Source organism: Bradyrhizobium sp. SZCCHNR2028, assembly GCF_032380995.1.
Classification (GTDB): Bacteria; Pseudomonadota; Alphaproteobacteria; order Rhizobiales; family Xanthobacteraceae; genus Bradyrhizobium.
On the sequence record NZ_JAUHJF010000003.1, the window covers coordinates 473,072 to 493,199 of the forward strand.

The window sequence follows — 20,128 nt, forward strand, 5'->3', positions numbered from 1 at the left end:
GATCACCTCCGTCCGTCGCTGCAGGTTCAATACGCCGCGGCGCGCGGCGCGGACGCCTTGCCGCCTTTGCCTGGATTCTTGCGGGACTGATAGAATTCGAGCACGCTGCGCGACGTCTGCGACTGGAGCTTGGCATAGTCGCGCTCCAGCTCCTGCAGCTCGCCGGCCGTGATGCGATGTTCGCGGGCGCCGAGAAAGGCGAGCGCCATCATCGTATCCCAGGTAAAGCCAAGCGCCTTGGCGAGCATCAGCAGCATCTCACGGTTACGGTCGAACAAGGCGCGCTCGACGACGTCGACCGGCAGTCCCGACAGCAGCGCGAGGCCGATCGTCACCTCCTCGACCTTGTGTGCCGTCGCATAGCTGGCAATGGTGCTCTCGTGCAGATTGCCGAGGCGGTGCTGGATCGTCACGGTGCGCTTGGCGACGAAGTAGTTGCGCGAGCCGGGGCCGAACTTCGACTGCAGGTCGCCGGCGATGTTGGCGACCGAGCTACTGATCTCGCCAAGCAGCTCCGGCCGCTCCCCGGCCAGCCGCTTGCCGACATCGTCCGAAGCTTTGGCGATGAGCTGCTGGAACAGATGGCGGGGAATGTCGAGCCGGCGGCCGAGATGCTCGGCGAGGATCGAGTCGTTCTCTGCTCGCTGGACCATGTGCAGGAAACCGGCACCGGAGAACTGGGCGCCCTGATTGCGCGCCACCGCCGTGGCGACGTCACGGTTGCCGCGCGTGGCCAGCACGTCGGTCACCGCCGGGCTCAGCGTTCGGCGTTCGGCGATCGCGAGCAGATGGTCCTGGCTCTTGGTGCTGGCGTTCTCGACCAGCGTGGCGTCATCGAGCCGCTCGGACTCGCGCAGCACTGGACCGGCGACCCAGATCTCGTCGTCGAAGGCCAGCTTGCGGATGACGCTGGCCGGCGAATATTCGATCCTGGCGAGGCGATCCGCAAGCTTGGCGCGCGCTTCGATCTCGATCTCGTCGGCGAGCCGGCCGATCACCTCGCCGAAGGTGGCGATCTCCTCCTCGCAGTAGCGCCCCGCGATCAGCAGGTCGGTCGCATGCCACAGCGCGCGCTCGCGGCTGTCCGCGGTCCCCCGCGCAATCGCATCCTCGAGGTCCCGCAACACCGATCTGGTTTCGTTCATGATGAAAGGCCGCACAGTTGCAACGATGAAAGGGCAATGCGCAGATCATAGCGTTCGAACCCGAGCGTTCCGTAACCCGCGCCGTGCGGATTTGACCGGGCATTTTCACTCAAATGCGCACGCGCGCGTTAAGCATGCGGCCGGGGATCCGGTCGCGGCGCGATCGCCGCGCCGATCCGTTCTTCCCGCGCGAGCGACGCAGGAGGCCTACGGCATGACGCGGAGCGCGCGCGCCTCGGACTCCGCGACCGAGCGTTCGCGCGATGTCCACGGGCACTCGGCGAGAGCGCGGTCGATCAATTGCATGGCATCACGCTCACGACTCTGGTCGAGCATCAGCTCGCCGGCGAAGAAGCTCGCCTCGCAACGCCGTGCCCTGCGCGTGGCGGGAGCACCACGGTCGGCCGCCGCAAGCACAGCCTCTGTCGTCTCCTGCCCGAGGAAGAGACGGACGATCGGGGCCGGCCATTTGCCCATGTCGAGCCGCTTCGCGTGGTCGGCGAGCTCGCTCGGCAGGCCGGCGCGGCGGCGGGCCAGATCCAGCCACAGGGCCGCATCGGCATCGTGGGGATCGATCTCGCTGAGCCATCTGAAATCGTCGTGCGACTGCTCCAGGAGACCCGCCTGGAAGCTTGCGATCCCCAGCGCGCGATAGGCTTGCGCCCGGTAGCCGTTGCGCCCGAACGCCCGCCCGAAACCCGACCCCGGCTGCGGCTCGCTCTCGCGCAGATCAGGAGCGGCGCGATCGAATGCGGCAAGAAGACCGGCCGAGGACTGCTCGATGACGATCTTGTAGTCGTCGATCGCATGCTCGACATCTCCCTTGCGGAAATAGGCTCCGGCGCGCGCGAAACGGGCCTCGATCACCTGCGGCGTCGCCGGCTTGCCGTGCTCGATCACGACAGTGCAGCCGGCGATGCGCTCGTCGGCGCCGAGATCGGCCGCGGTCGTGCACCGCTTCGCGCCGGCTGCGTGGGCGCTTGCCGACAAGCCGAAGATCGAACCGATGATCAACGCACAACACAGAAACGAGCGCCATCGTCGCGTAGTCATGAATGCCCCCTTGGTCTTGCTCTTTGTGCTGCGATCTAACCAAAACCGATCGGGCAAACCACAATCTGGAATTGCGATCGCAAATCATCCTTCAGCCGGTGTAAACGGGATCGCAGACTCGGCCTGCCCTGGCTGTTTGGAATCAACTGCTACGGCGGTGTGAGCCACGCGACGGCTCAATCGGCGATTGCGCTCACGCGGGGAGCTGGCAGTCGGCGCCATGCAGCCGGCAATGCGACCGTCAGCTACTTCGCTTCGGCGATGAGCGCCTGAAGCCGCACCAGCTCGGCCTCGAGATTCCCTTCGACATCCGCCGCCTTCACTTCGGTGACGCGGTAGTCGCGGCTTTCCAGCCACGCCCGCCGCGCGCTGCGGTCGGCGACGACGCTCTCGCTCTCGTCGGGGCCCACCAGCTCGATCGCCAGGCGGTGGATGAAGGAGACGAAGTCCGGGATGTGGCGGCCGACCGGGGTCTGGCGCTTGAACTGGCCGGCGAAGCGGCGGTCGCGCGACAGCGCGTGCCACAGCGCGCGCTCGGCGTCGGTCGGGTTGCGGCGGAGCAGCCGCGCCAGCCCGCGCAGCGAGCCGCGCGAATCCGGCAGGTTCGCCACCGTGCCCTGCTCGGCGATCAGGGCGCGCAGACGCGTCGCCTGCTCGCTGTCGAGCACGCCGCCCTTGGCCGGCCCCTTGCGCCCCTCGGCGATCGCCATGACCACGCCGTGCAGGGTGTGGATGTCCTGCCGCGACGGCTCCATGCGGAAGAAGATGTTGCGCAGATTGACCAGCATGGTCTCGCGCTTCTCGGCGGGCCGCAGGAATTCGACCCGGTCGAGCTCGCGCACCAGATTCTCGAAGAACGCTTCCATCTGATCCTGGGAGGCGCGCTCGGAGCGCTCCGGCATCGCGAAGGGCAGCGCGCCAGATGTCACCAGCTTGAACCATTCATAGCCCATCAGCAGCACCGCCTGGGCGAGGTTCAGCGAGGCAAAGCCTGGATTGACCGGATAGGTGACGATGCGGTTGGCGCGGGCGACCTCCTCGTTGGTCAGGCCCGCGCGCTCGCGGCCGAACAGGATGCCAGCCCGGCCGCCAGCGGCGATCTGGCTCTGCATCTCGCGGGCGGCCGCTTCCGGCCCCATCACCGGCTTGGCCTGGTCGTGGGCGCGGGCGGTGGTCGCGAAGACGAGGTCGAGGTCGGCGATCGCCTCCGGCAGGGTGTCGAACAGCCGGACATGATCGATGATGTGGTCGGCCCCGGCGGCCGCCCGCTGGGCGGCGATGTTCGGCCAGCCGTCGCGCGGATTGACCAGGCGCAGCTCGGACAGCGCGAAATTGCCCATGGCGCGCGCGGCCATGCCGATGTTCTCGCCGAGCTGCGGCTCGACCAGGATCACCACCGGGCCTGCAATCTCCAATCCCACCTTGGTCTTGTCGGTGCCCGACACGCTCAATCCTCGCCCTCTGAATCCGGTTGAAGCGCCCGCGGCGCGCCCTGCCCGCTCCGTTGACCTGACCGGAGAGAATTCTCAAGCAAAATAATCGGCTTAGCCAAGAATTTTAGGGTTTGCTCGAACCTGCAGACCGGCCGGCAGCCGCCGTTGCCCACCGCATGAGCGGGCTGCGAAAATCAGCACCGGGCGCATACCGGGTGCGCTTCCGCCCGCGGTGCAGCAGTGCTATGACGCGCTTGATTTCACAAGCGCTTTCCACTCCTGGCGCGCTGTTCCCAAGAGGCCCCATCGATCATGGCAAAAATCAAGGTGACCAACCCGGTCGTCGAGCTCGACGGCGACGAGATGACCCGGATCATCTGGCAGTACATCAAGGACAAGCTGATCAACCCCTTCCTTGATATCGACCTGATGTATTTCGACCTGGGGATGGAGAACCGCGACAAGACCAACGATCAGATCACGATCGATGCCGCCAACGCGATCAAGAAGGTCGGCGTCGGCGTCAAGTGCGCCACCATCACCCCGGACGAGGCGCGCGTGAAGGAGTTCGGCCTCAAGGAGATGTGGAAGTCGCCGAACGGCACCATCCGCAACATCCTGGGCGGCGTCGTGTTCCGCGAGCCGATCATCTGCAAGAACGTGCCGCGCCTCGTCCCCGGCTGGACCAAGCCGATCATCATCGGCCGCCACGCCTATGGCGACCAGTACCGCGCCACCGACTTCAAATTCCCCGGCAAGGGCGTGCTGACGATGAAGTTCGTCGGCGACGACGGCACCGTGATCGAGAAGGAAGTCTTCAGGGCGCCGGGCGCCGGCGTCGCGATGGAGATGTACAACCTCGACGAGTCGATCTACGACTTCGCCCGCGCCTCGCTCAACATGGGCCTCGCCAAGAACTACTCGGTCTACCTGTCGACCAAGAACACCATCCTCAAGGTCTATGACGGCCGCTTCAAGGACATCTTCCAGGAGGTGTACGAGAAGGAGTTCAAGGACAAGTTCGAGGCCAAGAAGATCACCTATGAGCACCGCCTGATCGACGACATGGTCGCCGCGGCGCTGAAGTGGTCGGGCGGCTATGTCTGGGCCTGCAAGAACTATGACGGCGACGTGCAGTCCGACACCGTGGCCCAGGGTTACGGCTCGCTCGGCCTGATGACCTCGGTGCTGATGACCCCGGATGGCCAGACCGTCGAGGCCGAGGCCGCCCACGGCACGGTGACCCGCCATTTCCGCGAGCACCAGAAGGGCAAGGAGACCTCGACCAACTCGATCGCCTCGATCTTCGCCTGGACCCGCGGCCTGTCGCACCGCGCCAAGCTCGACAACAATGCCGAGCTGGCGAAGTTCGCCGCCACGCTGGAGAAGGTCTGCGTCGACACCGTCGAGTCCGGCTACATGACCAAGGACCTTGCACTCCTGGTCGGCGCCGACCAGCGCTGGCTGTCGACCACCGGCTTCCTCGACAAGATCGCGGAAAACCTCACCAAGGCGATGGCGGCGTAAGTTTCCCCACTTTCGCCTTCTGGTTTCGTCACCTATCAACGGGCCGCGCCACCAGCGTGGCCCGTTTCCGTTTTCCCCTGCCGTCGAGGAACCTGATCATGCGCTTGACCTCATCGCTCGCCCTGCTGTTGCTCGGGGCCCAGATCGGCTCCTCCCACGCCGCGGAGACCACGATTCCCGATGCGCTGGTTGCGGCCGGCGAAAAGGCCGTGCTGACGCTGCATGCCGAGGGCGCGCAGGTCTACGACTGCAAGACCGACAAGGACGGCAAGCTCGCCTGGACCTTCCGCGAGCCGATCGCCACCCTGTTCGCGGACGGCAAGACCGTCGGCCGGCACTACGCCGGCCCGAGTTGGGAGCACCAGGACGGCTCGATCGTCGGCGGCCGGGTGCAAGGCACCGCGATCGGCGCCACCGACAACGACATTCCCTGGCTGAAGCTCGCCGTCATTTCTCACCGCGGCGCTCAGGGCGTGCTCTCCGACGTCACCACGGTGCAGCGGATCAACACGTCGGGCGGCAAGCTGGAGGGCGCCTGCGACACCGCCGGGCAATTCCGCAGCGTCGCCTATTCCGCGGACTACGTCTTCCTGCGGAAGGAGTGAGGCTCGTTACGCCTCGCGATAATCCAGCAGGATCAGCCCGACCAGCACGAAGGCCACCGGCCAGACCCAGGCGGCGGCACGGCTGATGCGGCCGTCCAGGCGCAGCTCGAGCCAGCGCGCCCAGCCGGCGGTGATGCCGCACAGCGCCAGCGGCGTGTGGCTCATCTCGATCAGCAGCTGGTCCTTGATGTTGGCGATGGCGTGCGAATGCGTCAGCAGCAGCGCGCCGCCGGCGGCGACCGTCAGCGGAAACACCAGCGCCGCCCGGCCCGCCGCCTGCCCGCGCAGCCGCACCCGCCATTCGAACAGGCCGAACAGAATGATCAGCACCACGAACAGCCGGTGCTGCGCCACTTCGGGATCGCGCAACGAGGCGAAGAAGCCGATCGGGCCGAGCGGCCAGACCATCTCGTCGGCGCGCAGGAACAGGAACGCCGCCATCCCCAGGAACAACAGCGGCCAGTGCCGGGCCCAGCGGCCCCAGGCGAAGCGCTCGATCAGCGCGAGCACGCCGATCAGCACGACGAAGATGCCCGCCCAATGGTGGTTGTATTCCGACCAGGCGATGTCGGCGGCGCTGCGCGGCAGGATCACGCCCTCGCCGGGGACATAGGCCTGCGGCGCGGTCACGCGCTGCGCGTCGGCGGCATCGATCCTGGCCTGCAGCTGCGAGATCGTGAGCTGGTCGACCGAGGGGCTCGTCAGCCGCGGCCATTGCGGCGCGGCGCGCGCGACGATCTCCTGCCAGCTCAGCCGGTCCTGGCTGAGATCGATGCCCGGCGGCAGCGAGGTCAGCGAGCCCGCGGTGAGCAGCACCGTCAGCCCGATGCCGAGCTCGACCTCGACGAAGCGCCTCATGCGCAGCAGCGGCGCCGCGGGATCGCGGCGGCGCAAGCGCGCGACGGCGAAGAAGTTGGCTGCACCGAGCGCGAGCAGCATCAGCAGCATCGCGACCTTGGCCGAGGTCATGACGCCGTAAGCGGTGCCGTAGATCGCCGCGAACGCGCCGAGATAGGCGATCGCCATCACGGTGCCGCCGATCACGATGGCTGCCACCGAGACCATCGACATCAGCGAGTAGCGCCGCCCGATCAGGCGCTGATCGTCATCCGCCTTGCAGCCGTTCAGCGCCATCAGGAAATACGGCAGGCCGCCGATCCAGACGCCGGCGCCGAGCATGTGCAGGAAGTCGGCGGCGAGCAGCGGCCAGCGTACCTCGAGCCGGCTCGCCGCGTGCGTCAGGTTGAGCTGCAGCAGCAGCGCTGAGACGGTCAGCACAGTCAGCGCCACGACGCGCCAGGCGGCCCAACCGCCGGTCCGGGCGAGCACCGCGATGCCGAGCGCGCAGGCGGCAACGGCCATGCCGGAGCGGGCGAAATCCGCGCTCGCCGCCGCGCCGAGCGACAGGTCGAGCGTCCCGATCAGCGCCGCCATGTTGACCGCGAGCGAGGCCAGCACGACCGCGAACCAGCCGAATGCGCTTCGGCGCAGGAAACGCTGGCCGCGCTTGCCGACCACGATCGCGTCAGCGGACAGCCTGTCCTGCAGCGGGCGCAGCAGCAACAGCAGAAATGCCAAGCCGCCGATCGTGAAGGACTGTGCCAGCAGGGTCAGGCCGCGCAGCACCACCGAGAGATAGCCGAAGATGTCGAGCAACAGCGACACGGCTAGCGCACGTTGAAAGGAATGTCGCCACGGGTGATGTGGCCATCGACGCTGAGCACCTGCCATTGCAGATGCCAGGCGCCGGGGCTGAGCGCCTTGGCCTCGGCGTCGATCTCGTCGGCCGGCGCGTCGGCTGCCGGAGTAAGCGCCTGCTCGGCTCCGTCGGGCGCGCGCAGCTTCAGCCGCGAGCGGGCGTGATCGATGCGGCTGTTGAAGCGCAGCCGGATCAGTGTCGGCTGCGTCTCGATGGTCCCGCCCGCCGCGGGCTGCGACGAGACGATGATGGCATGGGCCGAGGCGGCGCCGGGAACGCCCAGAAGCAGCGCGGCAAGGGTCGGCAGGTGGCGGAAGCGGATGACGGACGGCATGGGACGCGCGGGCGGCGGAGGCTGCGGCAGGGACGTTCGGGGACAAGACCGGGACGAACAAAACTCGACCGTTCTAATCTAAGCGACCTTCCTGTTCCCGACGTAGCCACAAACGCGTGACCGGGGCCGGCCGGAACCTGCGGGAGCGGCACGAGGCCCCGGCCCTGCCCGGAGGGCATCCCGGAACAGCGAAATTTAGGGTCGAATCATCAAGCACTTCGCTGTATGCCTCGCCGCATCATTGCCGTCCGTCGGTTGTCGGGACCCTTCCGCCCGCGGACCAACATTGCCTGATCCCGAGGAACGCCTAAGGAAACCGTCATGCCCGCCTATCGCTCCCGCACATCAACCCATGGCCGCAACATGGCCGGCGCCCGCGGCCTGTGGCGCGCCACCGGCATGACCAACGAGGATTTCGGCAAGCCGATCATCGCCGTCGTCAACTCCTTCACCCAGTTCGTGCCCGGCCATGTGCATCTGAAGGATCTCGGCCAGCTGGTCGCGCGGGAGATCGAGAAGGCCGGCGGCGTCGCCAAGGAGTTCGACACGATCGCCGTCGACGACGGCATCGCGATGGGCCATGACGGCATGCTCTACAGCCTGCCCTCGCGCGAGCTGATCGCCGACAGCGTCGAATACATGGTCAACGCGCATTGCGCCGACGCCATGGTGTGCATCTCCAACTGCGACAAGATCACCCCTGGCATGCTGATGGCCGCGATGCGGCTCAACATCCCGGCCGTGTTCGTCTCGGGCGGCCCGATGGAGGCCGGCAAGGTCAACATCGCGGGCAAGCTGCGCAAGGTCGATCTGATCGACGCCATGGTGACCGCCGCCGACGACAAGGTGTCGGACGCAGATGTCGAGGTGATGGAGCGCTCGGCCTGCCCGACCTGCGGCTCCTGCTCCGGCATGTTCACGGCGAACTCGATGAACTGCCTGACCGAGGCGCTCGGCCTGTCCCTGCCCGGCAACGGCTCGGTGCTGGCGACCCATGCCGACCGCAAGGGACTGTTCGTCGAGGCCGGCCATCTCGTCGTCGACCTCGCCCGCCGCTATTACGAGCAGGACGACGCATCCGTGCTCCCGCGCAACATCGCCAACTTCAAGGCGTTCGAGAACGCGATGAGCCTGGACATCGCGATGGGCGGCTCGACCAACACCGTGCTGCATCTGCTCGCGGCCGCGCATGAGGGGGAAATCCCCTTCACCATGACGGATATCGATCGCCTCTCGCGCAAGGTCCCTTGCCTGTGCAAGGTCGCGCCCGCTGTGGCCGACGTGCACATGGAGGACGTGCATCGCGCCGGCGGCGTGATGGGCATCCTCGGCGAGCTCGCCCGCGCCGGCCTGCTGCACACGGAATTGCCGAGCGTGCATTCGACTTCGCTGGCGGCTGCGCTGGAGCGTTGGGACATCCGCCGGACCGCGAGCGAGAGCGTGAAGAACTTCTATCAAGCCGCGCCCGGCGGCGTGCCGACGCAGGTCGCCTTCAGCCAGGACCGCCGCTACGAGGAGCTCGATCTCGACCGCGAGAAAGGCTGCATCCGCGACATCGAGCACGCCTATTCCAAGGACGGCGGCTTGGCCGTGCTGACCGGCAACATCGCGCGCGACGGCTGCATCGTGAAGACCGCGGGCGTCGATGCCTCGATCCTGAAGTTCTCCGGCCCTGCGCGCGTCATGGAGAGCCAGGACGCCGCGGTCGAAGCCATCCTGACCAACAAGATCAAGGCAGGCGACGTCGTCGTCATCATCTATGAGGGCCCGCGCGGCGGCCCTGGCATGCAGGAGATGCTGTATCCGACCAGCTATCTGAAGTCGAAGGGCCTCGGCAAAGCTTGTGCGCTGATCACCGACGGCCGCTTCTCCGGCGGCACCTCGGGGCTCTCGATCGGCCACGTCTCGCCGGAAGCTGCCGAGGGCGGCCTGATCGGCCTCGTCCAGGACGGCGACCGCATCGAGATCGACATCCCCAACCGCACCATCCATCTCGCAGTGTCGGATGAGGAGCTCGCCAACCGGCGCGCAGCGATGGCGGCGAAGGGCGATCAAGCCTGGAAGCCGAAGACGCGCGCCCGCAAGGTCTCGACCGCGCTGAAAGCCTATGCGGCGTTCGCGTCGAGCGCCGCCAAGGGCGCGGTGCGCATCGTCAAGGAGTAAGACCGATCTGTTCGGTCGGCAGCACCGGTCCTTTCCGACCGGTTGCTGCGGCCGGCGGCCGCGGCCTCACCATAGACTTCCTCGTCTCGCTCTCGTCCTGCGAACAGCCATGCCGCACTTCGTTCTTGCCCACTGACGACAGCGGGTTCAGGCTCCCTTCATCGACAATGAGCGCGTCAGCCACAATGCACGCGCCAAGCCCTGGGAAGGATCGCCATGCTGAACCGCCGCAGCCTGCTGCTCGCCTCGCTTGCCGCCGGAGTGACGATGACCACGACAGCCGCGCGCGCCAAGCCGGCGCAACCTTCGACCCCGGTCGATTTCGACGTGCCGCCACAGGCCTGCGACTGCCACACCCACATCCACGGCGACCCCGAAAAATTTCCGTTTGCGGCGAGCCGGGTCTACACGCCGGAGCCGGCCCTGCCCGACGAGATGGCGGCGCTGCACAAGGCTCTACATATCCAGCGCGTGGTGATCGTGACGCCGAGCGTCTACGGCACCGACAACTCTGCGACGCTGTACGGCATGAAGGCGCGCGGCAATGACGCGCGCGGCGTCGCGGTCATCGACGACAAGACCACCGAGGCGCAATTGGATGCCATGCATGCCGAGGGCTTCCGCGGCATCCGCCTCAATCTCGCGACCGGTGGCATCAACGACCCCAATGTCGGCCGCGCCCGCTTCCATGTCGCGGTCGAGCGGATGAAGGCGCGCGGCTGGCATGTCCAGCTCTACACCAACACGGCGATGATCGCGGCCATCAAGGACCTCGTGATGCAATCGCCCGTGACGGCCGTGTTCGATCATTTCGGCGGCGCGCAGGCTGATCTCGGCCTCGGGCAGCCGGGCTTTGCCGATCTGGTCGAGCTCGTCCGCAGCGGCAAGGCCTATGTAAAGATCTCCGGCGCCTATCGCGCCTCGACCCGCGGCCCCGACTACGCGGACGTGATCCCGTTCGCGAAGGCCCTGATCGAAGCCAACCCCGATCGCATCGTCTGGGGCACCGACTGGCCCCACCCGGATTCGTCGCCGCATCCCGAATTGAAGGTCACGGATATCAGGCCGTTCTATCCGATCGACGACGGCCGCCTGATGAACCAGCTGCCGGTCTGGGCCCCCGATGCCGCGATCCGCAAGAAGATCCTGGTCGACAATCCGGCGCGGCTGTATGGGTTCTGAAAATCCGTAGGGCGGGTTAGCGCAGCGTAACCCGCCGCACGATGCTACGCCGCCCATTGGCGGATTACGCTCCGCTAATCCGCCCTACATACTTTGATTGCGAGCGCAGCGGCGCAGCGAAGCAATTCAGAGCTACACCACACCGAGAACCATAGGTGCTCATGATTTGGAATGTGATTGATCGGCGCAGTCGTCCCTACCGTTGGAAATTCGTGACAGCCATCGTCGAGGCCGTCGAGCACGACAACAGCTGCGCCGACGCCGACCAAGCCGACGAGGCTCCGGTGTCCCTGGTCGTAGATTACGACAAGAGAGAAGGCCTATCTGTTTGCGAGGCCATTCAATGGGCCAACGCACAGCGATGTCCCGTCACGCTCTACATCTATGATGCTGATGGAGAGACGACGGACAACCATTTTCATGCCTGCGGCGCACGCTTCGACGTCAACGACAAGTAAATCAGTCCGCAGGGCGGGCGAGCGCAGCGGCGCAGCGAAGCAATCGTAGGGTGGGCAAAGGCGCGCTCCACCGCGATCTCGGCTTGCACCGCAGTATCGCGCGCCGTGCCCACCGCTGTCACGCACCGGCGCCGTTGGTGGGCACGCGCCGCCTGACGGCGTCGCTTTGCCCACCCTACGATTCCCGGGGCTTTAGCGCCTCGCCATCCTGGCTTCGCGGAACGACACCAGCCGGCGCTGCGACTCGTCCCACAGCACCAGCCGGACGCAGCGCAGGCTCTCCGGCAGCGTGATGCGGCCGATCTCGCGCAGCTCGGGATGATCGCGCAGCACGACCGGCAGCCGGTAATAGGGAATCCGGCTCGAGAGATGGTGGACGTGGTGGATGCCGATATTGGCGGTCAGCCAGTGCAGCCATCCCGGCAGGTCGTAGTGTGAGCTGCCGTAGAGCGCGGCCTGCTGCATCGTCCAGCGCTCGTCCCGCTCCCAGACGGTGTGCTCGAACTGATGCTGGACATAGAACAGCCACACGCCGGCCATGGCGGCGAGCAGCATGATCGGGAGATGCACGACCAGGAACGCCTGGATGCCGATGAGCCACATCAGCCCGGCAACCACCAGGGCAATGCCGAAATTGGTGGCCATCGTGCTGATCCAGGGCGACCAGCCGGCCCGCATGAGACCGAACGGCAGACGGTGCTGCAGGAAGAACAAATACGCAGGCCCTGCCACGAACATGACCAGCGGGTGGCGGTACAGCCGGTAGCGCAGCCGCGCCCAGGCCGACCGCGCCTGATATTCCCGCACGGTCAACGTATCGATGTCGCCGATTCCGCGCCGATCGAGGTTGCCGCTGGTGGCGTGGTGGATCGCATGGGTGCGCCGCCACCAGTCGTAGGGCGTCAGGGTCAGCACACCGAGGACACGGCCGACCCAGTCGTTCGCCTGACGCCCGGCGAAGAAGGTGCCATGGCCGCAATCGTGCTGGATCATGAACAGACGCACCAGGAAACCGCCGGCGGGGATCGCGATGAGCAACGAAGCCCAGGCATGGCCGAGCGAGAACGCGAACCAGGCGGCCGTCCACAGGGCCACCAGCGGCACGGCGGTGATCACCAGCTCGGTCACGCTGCGCAGGCGGTTTGGCGTGCGGTAGCTGCTGAGAATCTGCATCCAGTAGCGGGCATCGGCCGCGGCGCGGCCCTCGTTATCGCCGGCGCGCAGCGTGGCGCGGTCCTTGGGCGGCACAATCGCCATCGCGACTGGCTGATCGAACTGCAATGTCGTCTCCACCTTGTGTTCTTGGCGATCGCGCATGGCGAGACCGCGGCCAAATGGACCCCTGCGGACCGCCGAACAGGCTGCAGGAGTTCGAAATCACGAGCTATCGTCGGTTTAACCGCCGTCGAAGCCAAATGGTTCATCGTGCGCCTGACAACGAACCGCTCTGGAAGAGAAAGTCTGGGACGTGGACGCCCGTCAGGAGACGGGTAAAGAGCGCATGCGGCGGATCAATGAACTTAACCCGTCGAACGCCTCATGGCTAGGAGAGGACGGGTTACGATCCGTTAATCCGCCCGATGAAATGCGCGCTCCACATTGTGCACCGCGTTCCCCTCATCCCGTCCCGCGCGTGGCATCCGGCGCCAAGGCCCTCTCACAGCGCGAGGTCGAGAAGATGTCCCAGATCGCGATGAACATTGCCGCGATCACCGGCCCGATGACGAACCCGTTGAGGCCGAATGCCTCGATCCCGCCCAATGTCGAAATCAGCACCACATAGTCGGGCATCTTGGTGTCCTGTCCGACCAGGATCGGACGCAGGACATTGTCGACGAGACCGATGACGAGGGCGCCATAGGCGATCAGGACCACACCCTGCCAGATCGATCCGATGGCAAGGAGATAGAGCGCGACCGGAAACCAGACGAGGCCCGCTCCCACTGCCGGAAGCAAGGACAGGAAGGCCATCACGACTGCCCACAGCAGGGGCGCGTTGATGCCGAGGAACCAGAACATCAGGCCGCCCAGCGCGCCTTGCGCCAGAGCGACGAGCAGACTGCCCTTCACCGTCGCGCGGATGACCACGGTGAACTTCCGCAGCAGCGCATCGCGTTGCTCCGGGCGCAGCGGAATGGCGCTCTTGATGCGCTCCGATAGCGTCTCTTCGTCACGCAGCAGGAAGAACAGCAGATAGACCATGATGAACAGATTGACGAAGACTTCGAACGTACCCTGTCCGATCACGAGCGCCTGGCTCGCAATGACCTCGCTGCCCTTCAGCAGGACGGCCGACAGCTTGCCCTTCATTCCGGCGAGGCTGCCGAGTCCGAAGCGATTGAGCAGATCGACCACCCATGTCGGAAGCGCGGCCAGCATCTTCTGGAAGTACTGTCCAATGTCGAGCTGACCGGACTGCATCTGTTTGTAGACTCCGGAGGCCTCCTGCGCCAGCGACGCCCCGATCAGCGACAGCGGAAGGATGACGATCACGACGAACATCAACACCACGACGGCCGCCGCCAGGCCGTGTCGGCCGTGCATCGACCGCGCCAACCAGCGGTGCAGCGGAACGAAGACGATGACGCCGATGACGCCCCACAGAACCGCGCCGTAGAACGGCAGCAGGATCCACCCGAACATCAGCGATATCGCGACGAGCAAGAGAAGCAGGGCTCGGTCTTCGAGGCTACGCATCTGGCTTTCCTAGCGGACGGGACCATGACTTGGACCCGTTCCTTCATCCACAGCGGACGGTTTGCCGCTTGGTCGCGAGATGGTCAACGTTCGAATTCGACTTTGGCCCCTGCCACGACGCGACATTGCCGGCGAAAACATGCTCCAGAACGCCGAATTTGTCTGCCGTTCCAGCAACAACGCCGATTTCAAGAGCCTGCTCGAAAAATAAAGCGCTTCTGAAAATCAGCAAATCAGGCGTATAAGATCCGCGTTCCGGTCCGGATGAGGGGCGTACGCGTCGTCACGAGACGTTGGACCGGCAATGCGGTGGACGCGAGGGCATCGGCGCGCATCATGTGTGCGGACGAACGATGGCCTTGCGGACGTGAAATCGCGTGGTCCTGGCCTCCCGGTGCTGAGGCTGGAGGTTGCGGAGTCCTGATGAGCTCTGCGATCGACGGGGTCAATCAAGCCGGTCCCCGGGGAGATCGCGTATAAGCGTTAAAACCTCCGCGCAGGGAATGCCGGGATGTCTCGGCTGACCTGTGGTGACTGCCGCCTGCTTTTTTTCTGCAGGCGGGCCATGGGTGCGGCCAGCGCCCGGCATTCCCTGCGCCCTCATCGGTTCACAAGGGCCCGCCTGCCACATGATCCGGACGCCCTGGCGTCGCGGCGATACTGCGGCTTGCCTGATCGGGATCCCCGCCTGCGGCCCCGCCCCCGGTTGCCAACCGCACGGCGAGCCGCAATAGTCCGCGCTTCCGAGCCGGCCCGACCGGCCCGTTGACCTGGAGGCATGATGATGACGACGAGACCGGCCGCAAAATCATCCGACAAGGATGTCTGGCGCGTCGGCGTGCTGTTCTCGCGCAGCGGCCTGATGGAGGTCACGGAGTCCGAGCACTTCTTCGGCACCGCGCTGGCGATCCAGGAGATCAACCGGGACGGCGGCGTGCTCGGCCGCGAGATCGAGGTCATCGCCTATGATCCAGGCTCGCAGCCGGAAACGTTCCGCAAGCTCGCCGACCGCCTGCTCACCGAGGACGGCGCTTCCGTGATCTTCGGCTGCTCGACCTCGGCCGAGCGCAAGGCGGTGCTGCCGGCGATCGAACGCCGCAACGGCCTGCTCTGGTATCCGTCGCTCTACGAGGGTTTTGAATATTCGCCGAACGTGATCTACACGGGACCGGCGCCGAACCAGAACGCGTTCCAGCTCGCCGAATACATCGTGCGCAAGCACGGCCCGCGCGTCTATCTGATCGGATCGGACTACATCTATCCGCGCGAATCCAACCGCATCATGCGCGACCTCGTCGAGTCCTATGCCGGCCGCGTCGTCGGCGAGCAATATGTGACGATGGAGGCTGGAGACGCCGAACTCGCACGCGGGCTCGACTCCATCAGGAACGCCGCGCCCGACGTGGTGTTCTCGACCATCGTCGGCCGTACCGCGCAGCGCTTCTACCGGATGTATGCACAGGCGGGCTTCGATCCGAAGCGGCTGCCCATCGCCAGTCTCACAATGGCTGAAGGCGAGGTCCGCGCCATCGGCGCCGAATACTGCGCGGGTCACCTCACCGCGGCGAGCTATTTCGGTACGCTCGCGCGCGACAGCAACGACCGCTTCAAGGCGGCGTTCGCCGCCGCCTTCGGCCCCGACAAGCCGGTCAGCATGTGGAGCGCCTCGGCCTATGCGCAGATCAAGCTGTTCGCGCTGGCGCTGGCGCAGGCGGGCAGCCTCGACACCCAGAAGCTGGTGGAAGCTGCGCTCGGCCTCAGCCTCGATGCGCCGGAGGGACCGATCCGGATCGATCCCGACAATAACCATGTCTGGGTGACGCCGCGGATCGGACGCGTGCGCGCCGACGGCCAGTTCGACATCGTCTGGGAGAGCAAGAGCCCGATCAAGCCCGATCCCTATCTTTCGGTGTCGCCGATCGGCGGCCGCTGGCTGAGCGAAGAGGCGCTGTCGGCATGAGGCCGGATGACCGCATGAAGCCCGGCGTGCGCCGCCTCATCGAGGAGCTGCGCGGCGCCCGCGTGCTGGTGATCCATCCACGCGACGCCGAGGGGGACGCGCTGATCGACCAGCTCAAGCGCATCGGTTGCAACGTGCGCGGCGTATGGCCGCCGCCGGCCGCGATCCCGCACGACATCGACACGGTGTTCCAGCTGATCGAGACCTCGGAGGAGATGATCTTTCCGGAAGGCACCAGCGATCATCCCCTCACCTTCATCGCCATCGTCGACTACGAGAACCCGACCATCCTGAAGCGACTGCTCGACAGTAACGCGCATGGCGTCGTCAACAAGCCGATCCGCTCGTTCGGCATCCTGTCGTCGCTGGTGCTGGCGCGCTCGCTGCGCGGCTATACGCGGCGGCTCGAGGGCAAGGTGCAGAAGCTGGAGGAGACCTTGAAGGCGCGGCGCGACGTCGACAAGGCGGTCAAGATCCTGATGGGGCTGAAGCAGGTCGGCGAGGTCGAGGCTTACGAGCTGATCCGCGCGCAGGCGACGCAGAAGCGCGTCGCCATGGCCGACATCGCAATCTCCATCATCAATGCACAGGAGACGCTCGGAGGACTGGGGGTGCTGGATGCGCCGGCCTCGCGCTGAGCGGGTGTTTCCGCGCTCATGCGTTGGGCAGCCGCGGCCCGAAATTTTTGCAGCCGATGGCGTTGACTTCGTATCAAGCATGGGAATTACTTGAGGCCATCGCGGACATCGGATGTCCGCCAATGGCCGGTCGGCCATTTCACATCAGGCTATGCAGCCCTCGCATTGCGCCGCAAGGCGCAGTCGGGGGCTTTTTGTTTGGCGCGCGCGGACCTCGCGAACGCAACGGAGACTCGTGCCTTGACGACGGATGACGACAGCAAAGTGCGGATCGCCTGCATCCAGATGCAGCCGATGGTCGGCGAGTTGGCAACCAACCTCGCCCACAGCCTCGATCTGATCCAACAGGCGGTGGCGCAAGGCGCCAAGCTCGTGGTGCTGCCCGAGCTCGCCTCCTCCGGCTACGTGTTCAAGTCGCGCGAAGAGGCCTTCGCCGCCTCCGAGACTATCCCTGGCGGTCCCGCCGTGACGGCCTGGAGCGAGATCGCGGCCGAGCACGGCCTGCATCTCGTGGCCGGGATCTGCGAGCGCGACGGCGCAAAGCTCTACAACAGCGCGGTGCTGATCGGGCCGAAGGGCTACATCGGCACGTTCCGCAAGGTACACCTGTGGAACGAGGAGAACCTGTATTTCGAGCCCGGCAATCTCGGCTTCCCCGTCTACCATACCGAGATCGGCCGCATCGGCATGGCGATCTGCTACGATGGCTGGTTCCCGGAAAGCTATCGCCTCAACGCGCTGCAGGGCGCCGATATCGTCTGCGTGCCGACGAACTGGGTTCCGATCCCCGGCCAGGCGCCGGGCCGCGAGGCCATGGCCAACATTCTGGCGATGGCGGCGGCGCATTCCAACTCGATCTTCATCGCCTGCGCTGACCGCGTCGGTGTCGAGCGCGGCCAGCCGTTCGAGGGCCAGAGCCTGATCGTCAGCTACACCGGCTGGCCCGTCGCCGGCCCCGCGAGCCGCGATAAGGAGGAGATCGTGATTGCCGACGTCGCGCTCGGCGAGGCCCGCCGCGCCCGCAACTGGAACGCCTTCAACCAGGTCCTGCGCGACCGCCGCTCCGACGTCTATGACGAGATGCTCGGCAGCGAGGTCAAACGGGGTTGGTACTGACTGCTTCACAACGACTTTTCAGCTTTCGACCATTCACGGAGGACAATCGATGACGTCGCGTTTGATCACCACCTCGCTGGCGCTCGCCCTTGCGGCGACGGCACTCTCCCCTGCTTTGGCCGCCGATCCGATCAAGATCGGCGTCCCCGTCGGCCTGTCCGGCGCCAACTCCGTCGTCGCTCCCTCGGTGGTGCAGTCGGCCGAGCTCGCAGTTGAGGAGATCAACGCCAAGGGCGGCGTGCTCGGCCGCAAGCTCGCGCTCGAGGTCGCCGATGACGCCTCGGGCGCCGCCGGCGCGCAGAAGGCATTCGACGCCCTGATCTTCCAGAAGAAGGTCAACGTGCTGATCTCGATGGAGACCAGCGCGGCCCGCAATGCCGGCCTGCCGATCGTCGCCCGCGGCAAGACGCCCTACATCTACACCTCGTTCTACGAGGGCAAGTCCTGCAGCCCCTATCTGTATGTCAACGCCTGGGTGCCGGACCAGCAGGTGCCGCCGATCGTCGACTACTTCAACAAGGAGAAGAAGGCGAAGAACTATTTCCTGATCGGCTCCGACTACGCCTTCGGCCGCGGCATGCTCGGCTTCACCAAGAGCTACATCGAGAAGACCGGCGGCAAGGTGGTCGGCGAGGAATATCTGCCGATGGATGGCTCCGACTGGACGTCGATCATCTCCAAGCTCAAGGCATCGGGTGCGGACGCGCTGATCACCTCGACCGCGGGCGGCGCGCCAAACGTGACACTGACCAAGCAGCTGCGCGCCGCCGGCGTGAATCTGCCTTACGGCAACCTCGCCGTCGACGAGGGCACCGCCAAGGGCATGGGCGCTGATGCCGCCGGCATCTTCCTCTCCGCCTCCTACGTGACCGGCATCGACACGCCCGCCAACAAGACGTTCCTGGCGGCGATGGCCAAGAAGTTCGGCGCCGAGCTCAAGACGCCGAACGATCTCTCGGTCCCGGAATATGAGGCGGTCTACGCCTACAAGGCGGCGGTCGAGAAGGCCGGCAGCACCGACCAGGACAAGGTCCTGAAGGCGTTGGCCGAGGTCTCGGTCGACGGCCCGCGCGGCACGATCAAGATGGACAAGCAGCGCCATGCGCCGCTGACGATGTATCTCGGCCAGGTCCAGGCCGACGGCAGCGTGAAGGTGATCCAGAGCTTCCAGAACGTCGATCCCGGCGCGCAGTGCCCGGGCAAGTCCTGATCGCGTATGATGACGGCGAGGCGGACCGTAGTCCGCCTCGCACCTCTCGACTGGAAATGACCATGCTGACCGTCGCCCTTGATGCCGTCACGACGGCCGCCATGCTCTTCATCATCGCCGCCGGTCTGCTGATCGTGTTCGGCGTCATGAAGATCATCAATTTCGCCCATGCCGCCTTTCTCACCGTCGGCGCCTATGCCGCGCTGGTCGGCACGCAGTTGAACCTGCCCTGGTTCCTGATCCTGCCGCTTGCCTTTGCTGCCGGCGCCGTCTGCGGCGGGGTCACCGAGGTCGTGATCGTGCGGCGTCTCTACAAGCGCCCGCTCGATGCGATCCTCGCCACCTGGGGACTCGGAATCGTGCTCGGACAGCTCATTACGTTGATGTTCGGCCGCGAGGTCCAGTTCGTGCAGGCGCCAATCTCAGGCACGATCCATCTGTTCGGGGCGGACTATTCGGCCTACCGGCTGGTGATGATCGTCGCGGCCATTATTGTCGGCCTGCTGTTCACCGCCCTGCTCAACGGGACGCGGCTCGGCCTGTCGACCAAGGCCGTGATCATGAACGAAATGCTGGCGCAGGGCCTCGGCGTCGATTCCTCGCGCGTCAGGCTCATCACCTTCGCGCTCGGCAGCGGGCTCGCTGCGCTTTCGGGCGCGCTGATCACGCCGCTGTCGAGCGTCGATCCGAACATGGGCGTGCCCTGGCTGATCGGCGCGTTCATGCTGGTCATGGTGTCCGGCGGCTCGCTGCTGGCACTGGCCGGCTCCTGTGCCGTGCTCGGGACGTTGCAGGTTCTCGTCTCCACCTTCGTCAACCCCATCCTTGGCGGGCTGACCATTGCGATCTGCGCTGCCATCGTGCTGCGGATCCGCCCGGAGGGTTTTGCCCGTGCCTGATGCGCGCCC

At 65.9% G+C, this 20,128-nt stretch carries 17 protein-coding genes; 10 read left to right on the plus strand and 7 right to left on the minus strand.

Annotated elements, in window-relative coordinates; genetic code table 11:
* Positions 1–26: 26 nt before the first annotated feature.
* The 3 genes from QX121_RS08175 to QX121_RS08185 all read right to left on the minus strand — a co-directional run bounded on the left by QX121_RS08175 (position 27) and on the right by QX121_RS08185 (position 3,643).
* Positions 27–1,145, minus strand: a complete 1,119-nt coding sequence (locus QX121_RS08175) for a DUF2336 domain-containing protein (RefSeq protein ID WP_315737340.1) — start codon at positions 1,143–1,145, stop codon at positions 27–29.
* Positions 1,146–1,352: 207 nt separating this feature from the next.
* Entirely contained in the window at positions 1,353–2,198 is an 846-nt protein-coding gene (locus QX121_RS08180; protein WP_315779734.1) for a hypothetical protein, read from the minus strand.
* 245 nt (positions 2,199–2,443) lie between these two features.
* On the minus strand, positions 2,444–3,643 hold the full coding sequence (locus QX121_RS08185) for a TrmJ/YjtD family RNA methyltransferase (protein ID WP_315811613.1): 1,200 nt from the start codon (positions 3,641–3,643) through the stop codon (positions 2,444–2,446).
* Between the two features lie 300 nt (positions 3,644–3,943).
* Here QX121_RS08185 and QX121_RS08190 point away from each other — a divergent pair, with 300 nt between their 5' ends.
* Both QX121_RS08190 and QX121_RS08195 read left to right on the plus strand, forming a co-directional pair.
* On the plus strand, positions 3,944–5,158 hold the full coding sequence (locus QX121_RS08190) for an NADP-dependent isocitrate dehydrogenase (protein WP_315737337.1): 1,215 nt from the start codon (positions 3,944–3,946) through the stop codon (positions 5,156–5,158).
* A 98-nt stretch (positions 5,159–5,256) separates the two neighbouring features.
* Positions 5,257–5,763 carry a DUF3455 domain-containing protein gene (locus tag QX121_RS08195; protein WP_315811614.1) on the plus strand — a complete coding sequence of 169 codons (507 nt, stop codon included), beginning with the start codon at positions 5,257–5,259 and terminating at the stop codon, positions 5,761–5,763.
* Between the two features lie 6 nt (positions 5,764–5,769).
* On the opposite strand, the gene QX121_RS08200 is transcribed toward QX121_RS08195, so the two are convergent.
* Positions 5,770–7,428, minus strand: coding sequence for a copper resistance D family protein (locus tag QX121_RS08200; RefSeq protein WP_315811615.1), 1,659 nt, complete (start codon positions 7,426–7,428; stop codon positions 5,770–5,772).
* Between the two features lie 2 nt (positions 7,429–7,430).
* Entirely contained in the window at positions 7,431–7,796 is a 366-nt protein-coding gene (locus QX121_RS08205) for a copper resistance protein CopC (protein WP_315737334.1), read from the minus strand.
* Between the two features lie 321 nt (positions 7,797–8,117).
* Between QX121_RS08205 and ilvD the strand changes: the two genes are divergently transcribed.
* From ilvD to QX121_RS08220, 3 genes are all read left to right on the plus strand, one after another.
* Complete coding sequence (gene ilvD, locus QX121_RS08210) at positions 8,118–9,959, plus strand: dihydroxy-acid dehydratase (protein WP_315737333.1); 1,842 nt, start codon at positions 8,118–8,120, stop codon at positions 9,957–9,959.
* A 216-nt stretch (positions 9,960–10,175) separates the two neighbouring features.
* Positions 10,176–11,141 (plus strand): amidohydrolase family protein, encoded by a 966-nt coding sequence (locus tag QX121_RS08215; RefSeq protein WP_315774258.1) that lies wholly within the window; start codon positions 10,176–10,178, stop codon positions 11,139–11,141.
* Between the two features lie 161 nt (positions 11,142–11,302).
* A complete protein-coding gene (locus QX121_RS08220; protein ID WP_315774273.1) occupies positions 11,303–11,599 on the plus strand; it encodes a hypothetical protein in 297 nt (98 codons plus the stop codon).
* 192 nt (positions 11,600–11,791) lie between these two features.
* Here the strand turns inward: QX121_RS08220 and QX121_RS08225 are convergent, their stop codons facing one another.
* Positions 11,792–12,772, minus strand: a complete 981-nt coding sequence (locus QX121_RS08225) for a fatty acid desaturase (RefSeq protein WP_315811634.1) — start codon at positions 12,770–12,772, stop codon at positions 11,792–11,794.
* A 444-nt stretch (positions 12,773–13,216) separates the two neighbouring features.
* On the minus strand, positions 13,217–14,296 hold the full coding sequence (locus tag QX121_RS08230; RefSeq protein WP_315772557.1) for an AI-2E family transporter: 1,080 nt from the start codon (positions 14,294–14,296) through the stop codon (positions 13,217–13,219).
* Positions 14,297–15,080: 784 nt separating this feature from the next.
* On the opposite strand from QX121_RS08230, the gene QX121_RS08235 reads away from it, so the two are divergent.
* The 5 genes from QX121_RS08235 to QX121_RS08255 all read left to right on the plus strand — a co-directional run bounded on the left by QX121_RS08235 (position 15,081) and on the right by QX121_RS08255 (position 20,119).
* Positions 15,081–16,256, plus strand: a complete 1,176-nt coding sequence (locus QX121_RS08235; protein ID WP_315811616.1) for a transporter substrate-binding domain-containing protein — start codon at positions 15,081–15,083, stop codon at positions 16,254–16,256.
* Between the two features lie 14 nt (positions 16,257–16,270).
* On the plus strand, positions 16,271–16,894 hold the full coding sequence (locus QX121_RS08240) for an ANTAR domain-containing response regulator (RefSeq protein WP_315737327.1): 624 nt from the start codon (positions 16,271–16,273) through the stop codon (positions 16,892–16,894).
* 240 nt (positions 16,895–17,134) lie between these two features.
* Positions 17,135–18,010 (plus strand): nitrilase family protein, encoded by an 876-nt coding sequence (locus tag QX121_RS08245; protein WP_315757691.1) that lies wholly within the window; start codon positions 17,135–17,137, stop codon positions 18,008–18,010.
* A gap of 49 nt (positions 18,011–18,059) precedes the next feature.
* Positions 18,060–19,220, plus strand: a complete 1,161-nt coding sequence (locus QX121_RS08250; protein WP_315772551.1) for a substrate-binding protein — start codon at positions 18,060–18,062, stop codon at positions 19,218–19,220.
* A gap of 62 nt (positions 19,221–19,282) precedes the next feature.
* Positions 19,283–20,119, plus strand: coding sequence for a branched-chain amino acid ABC transporter permease (locus QX121_RS08255; RefSeq protein ID WP_315772549.1), 837 nt, complete (start codon positions 19,283–19,285; stop codon positions 20,117–20,119).
* The last annotated feature ends 9 nt before the right edge of the window (positions 20,120–20,128 follow it).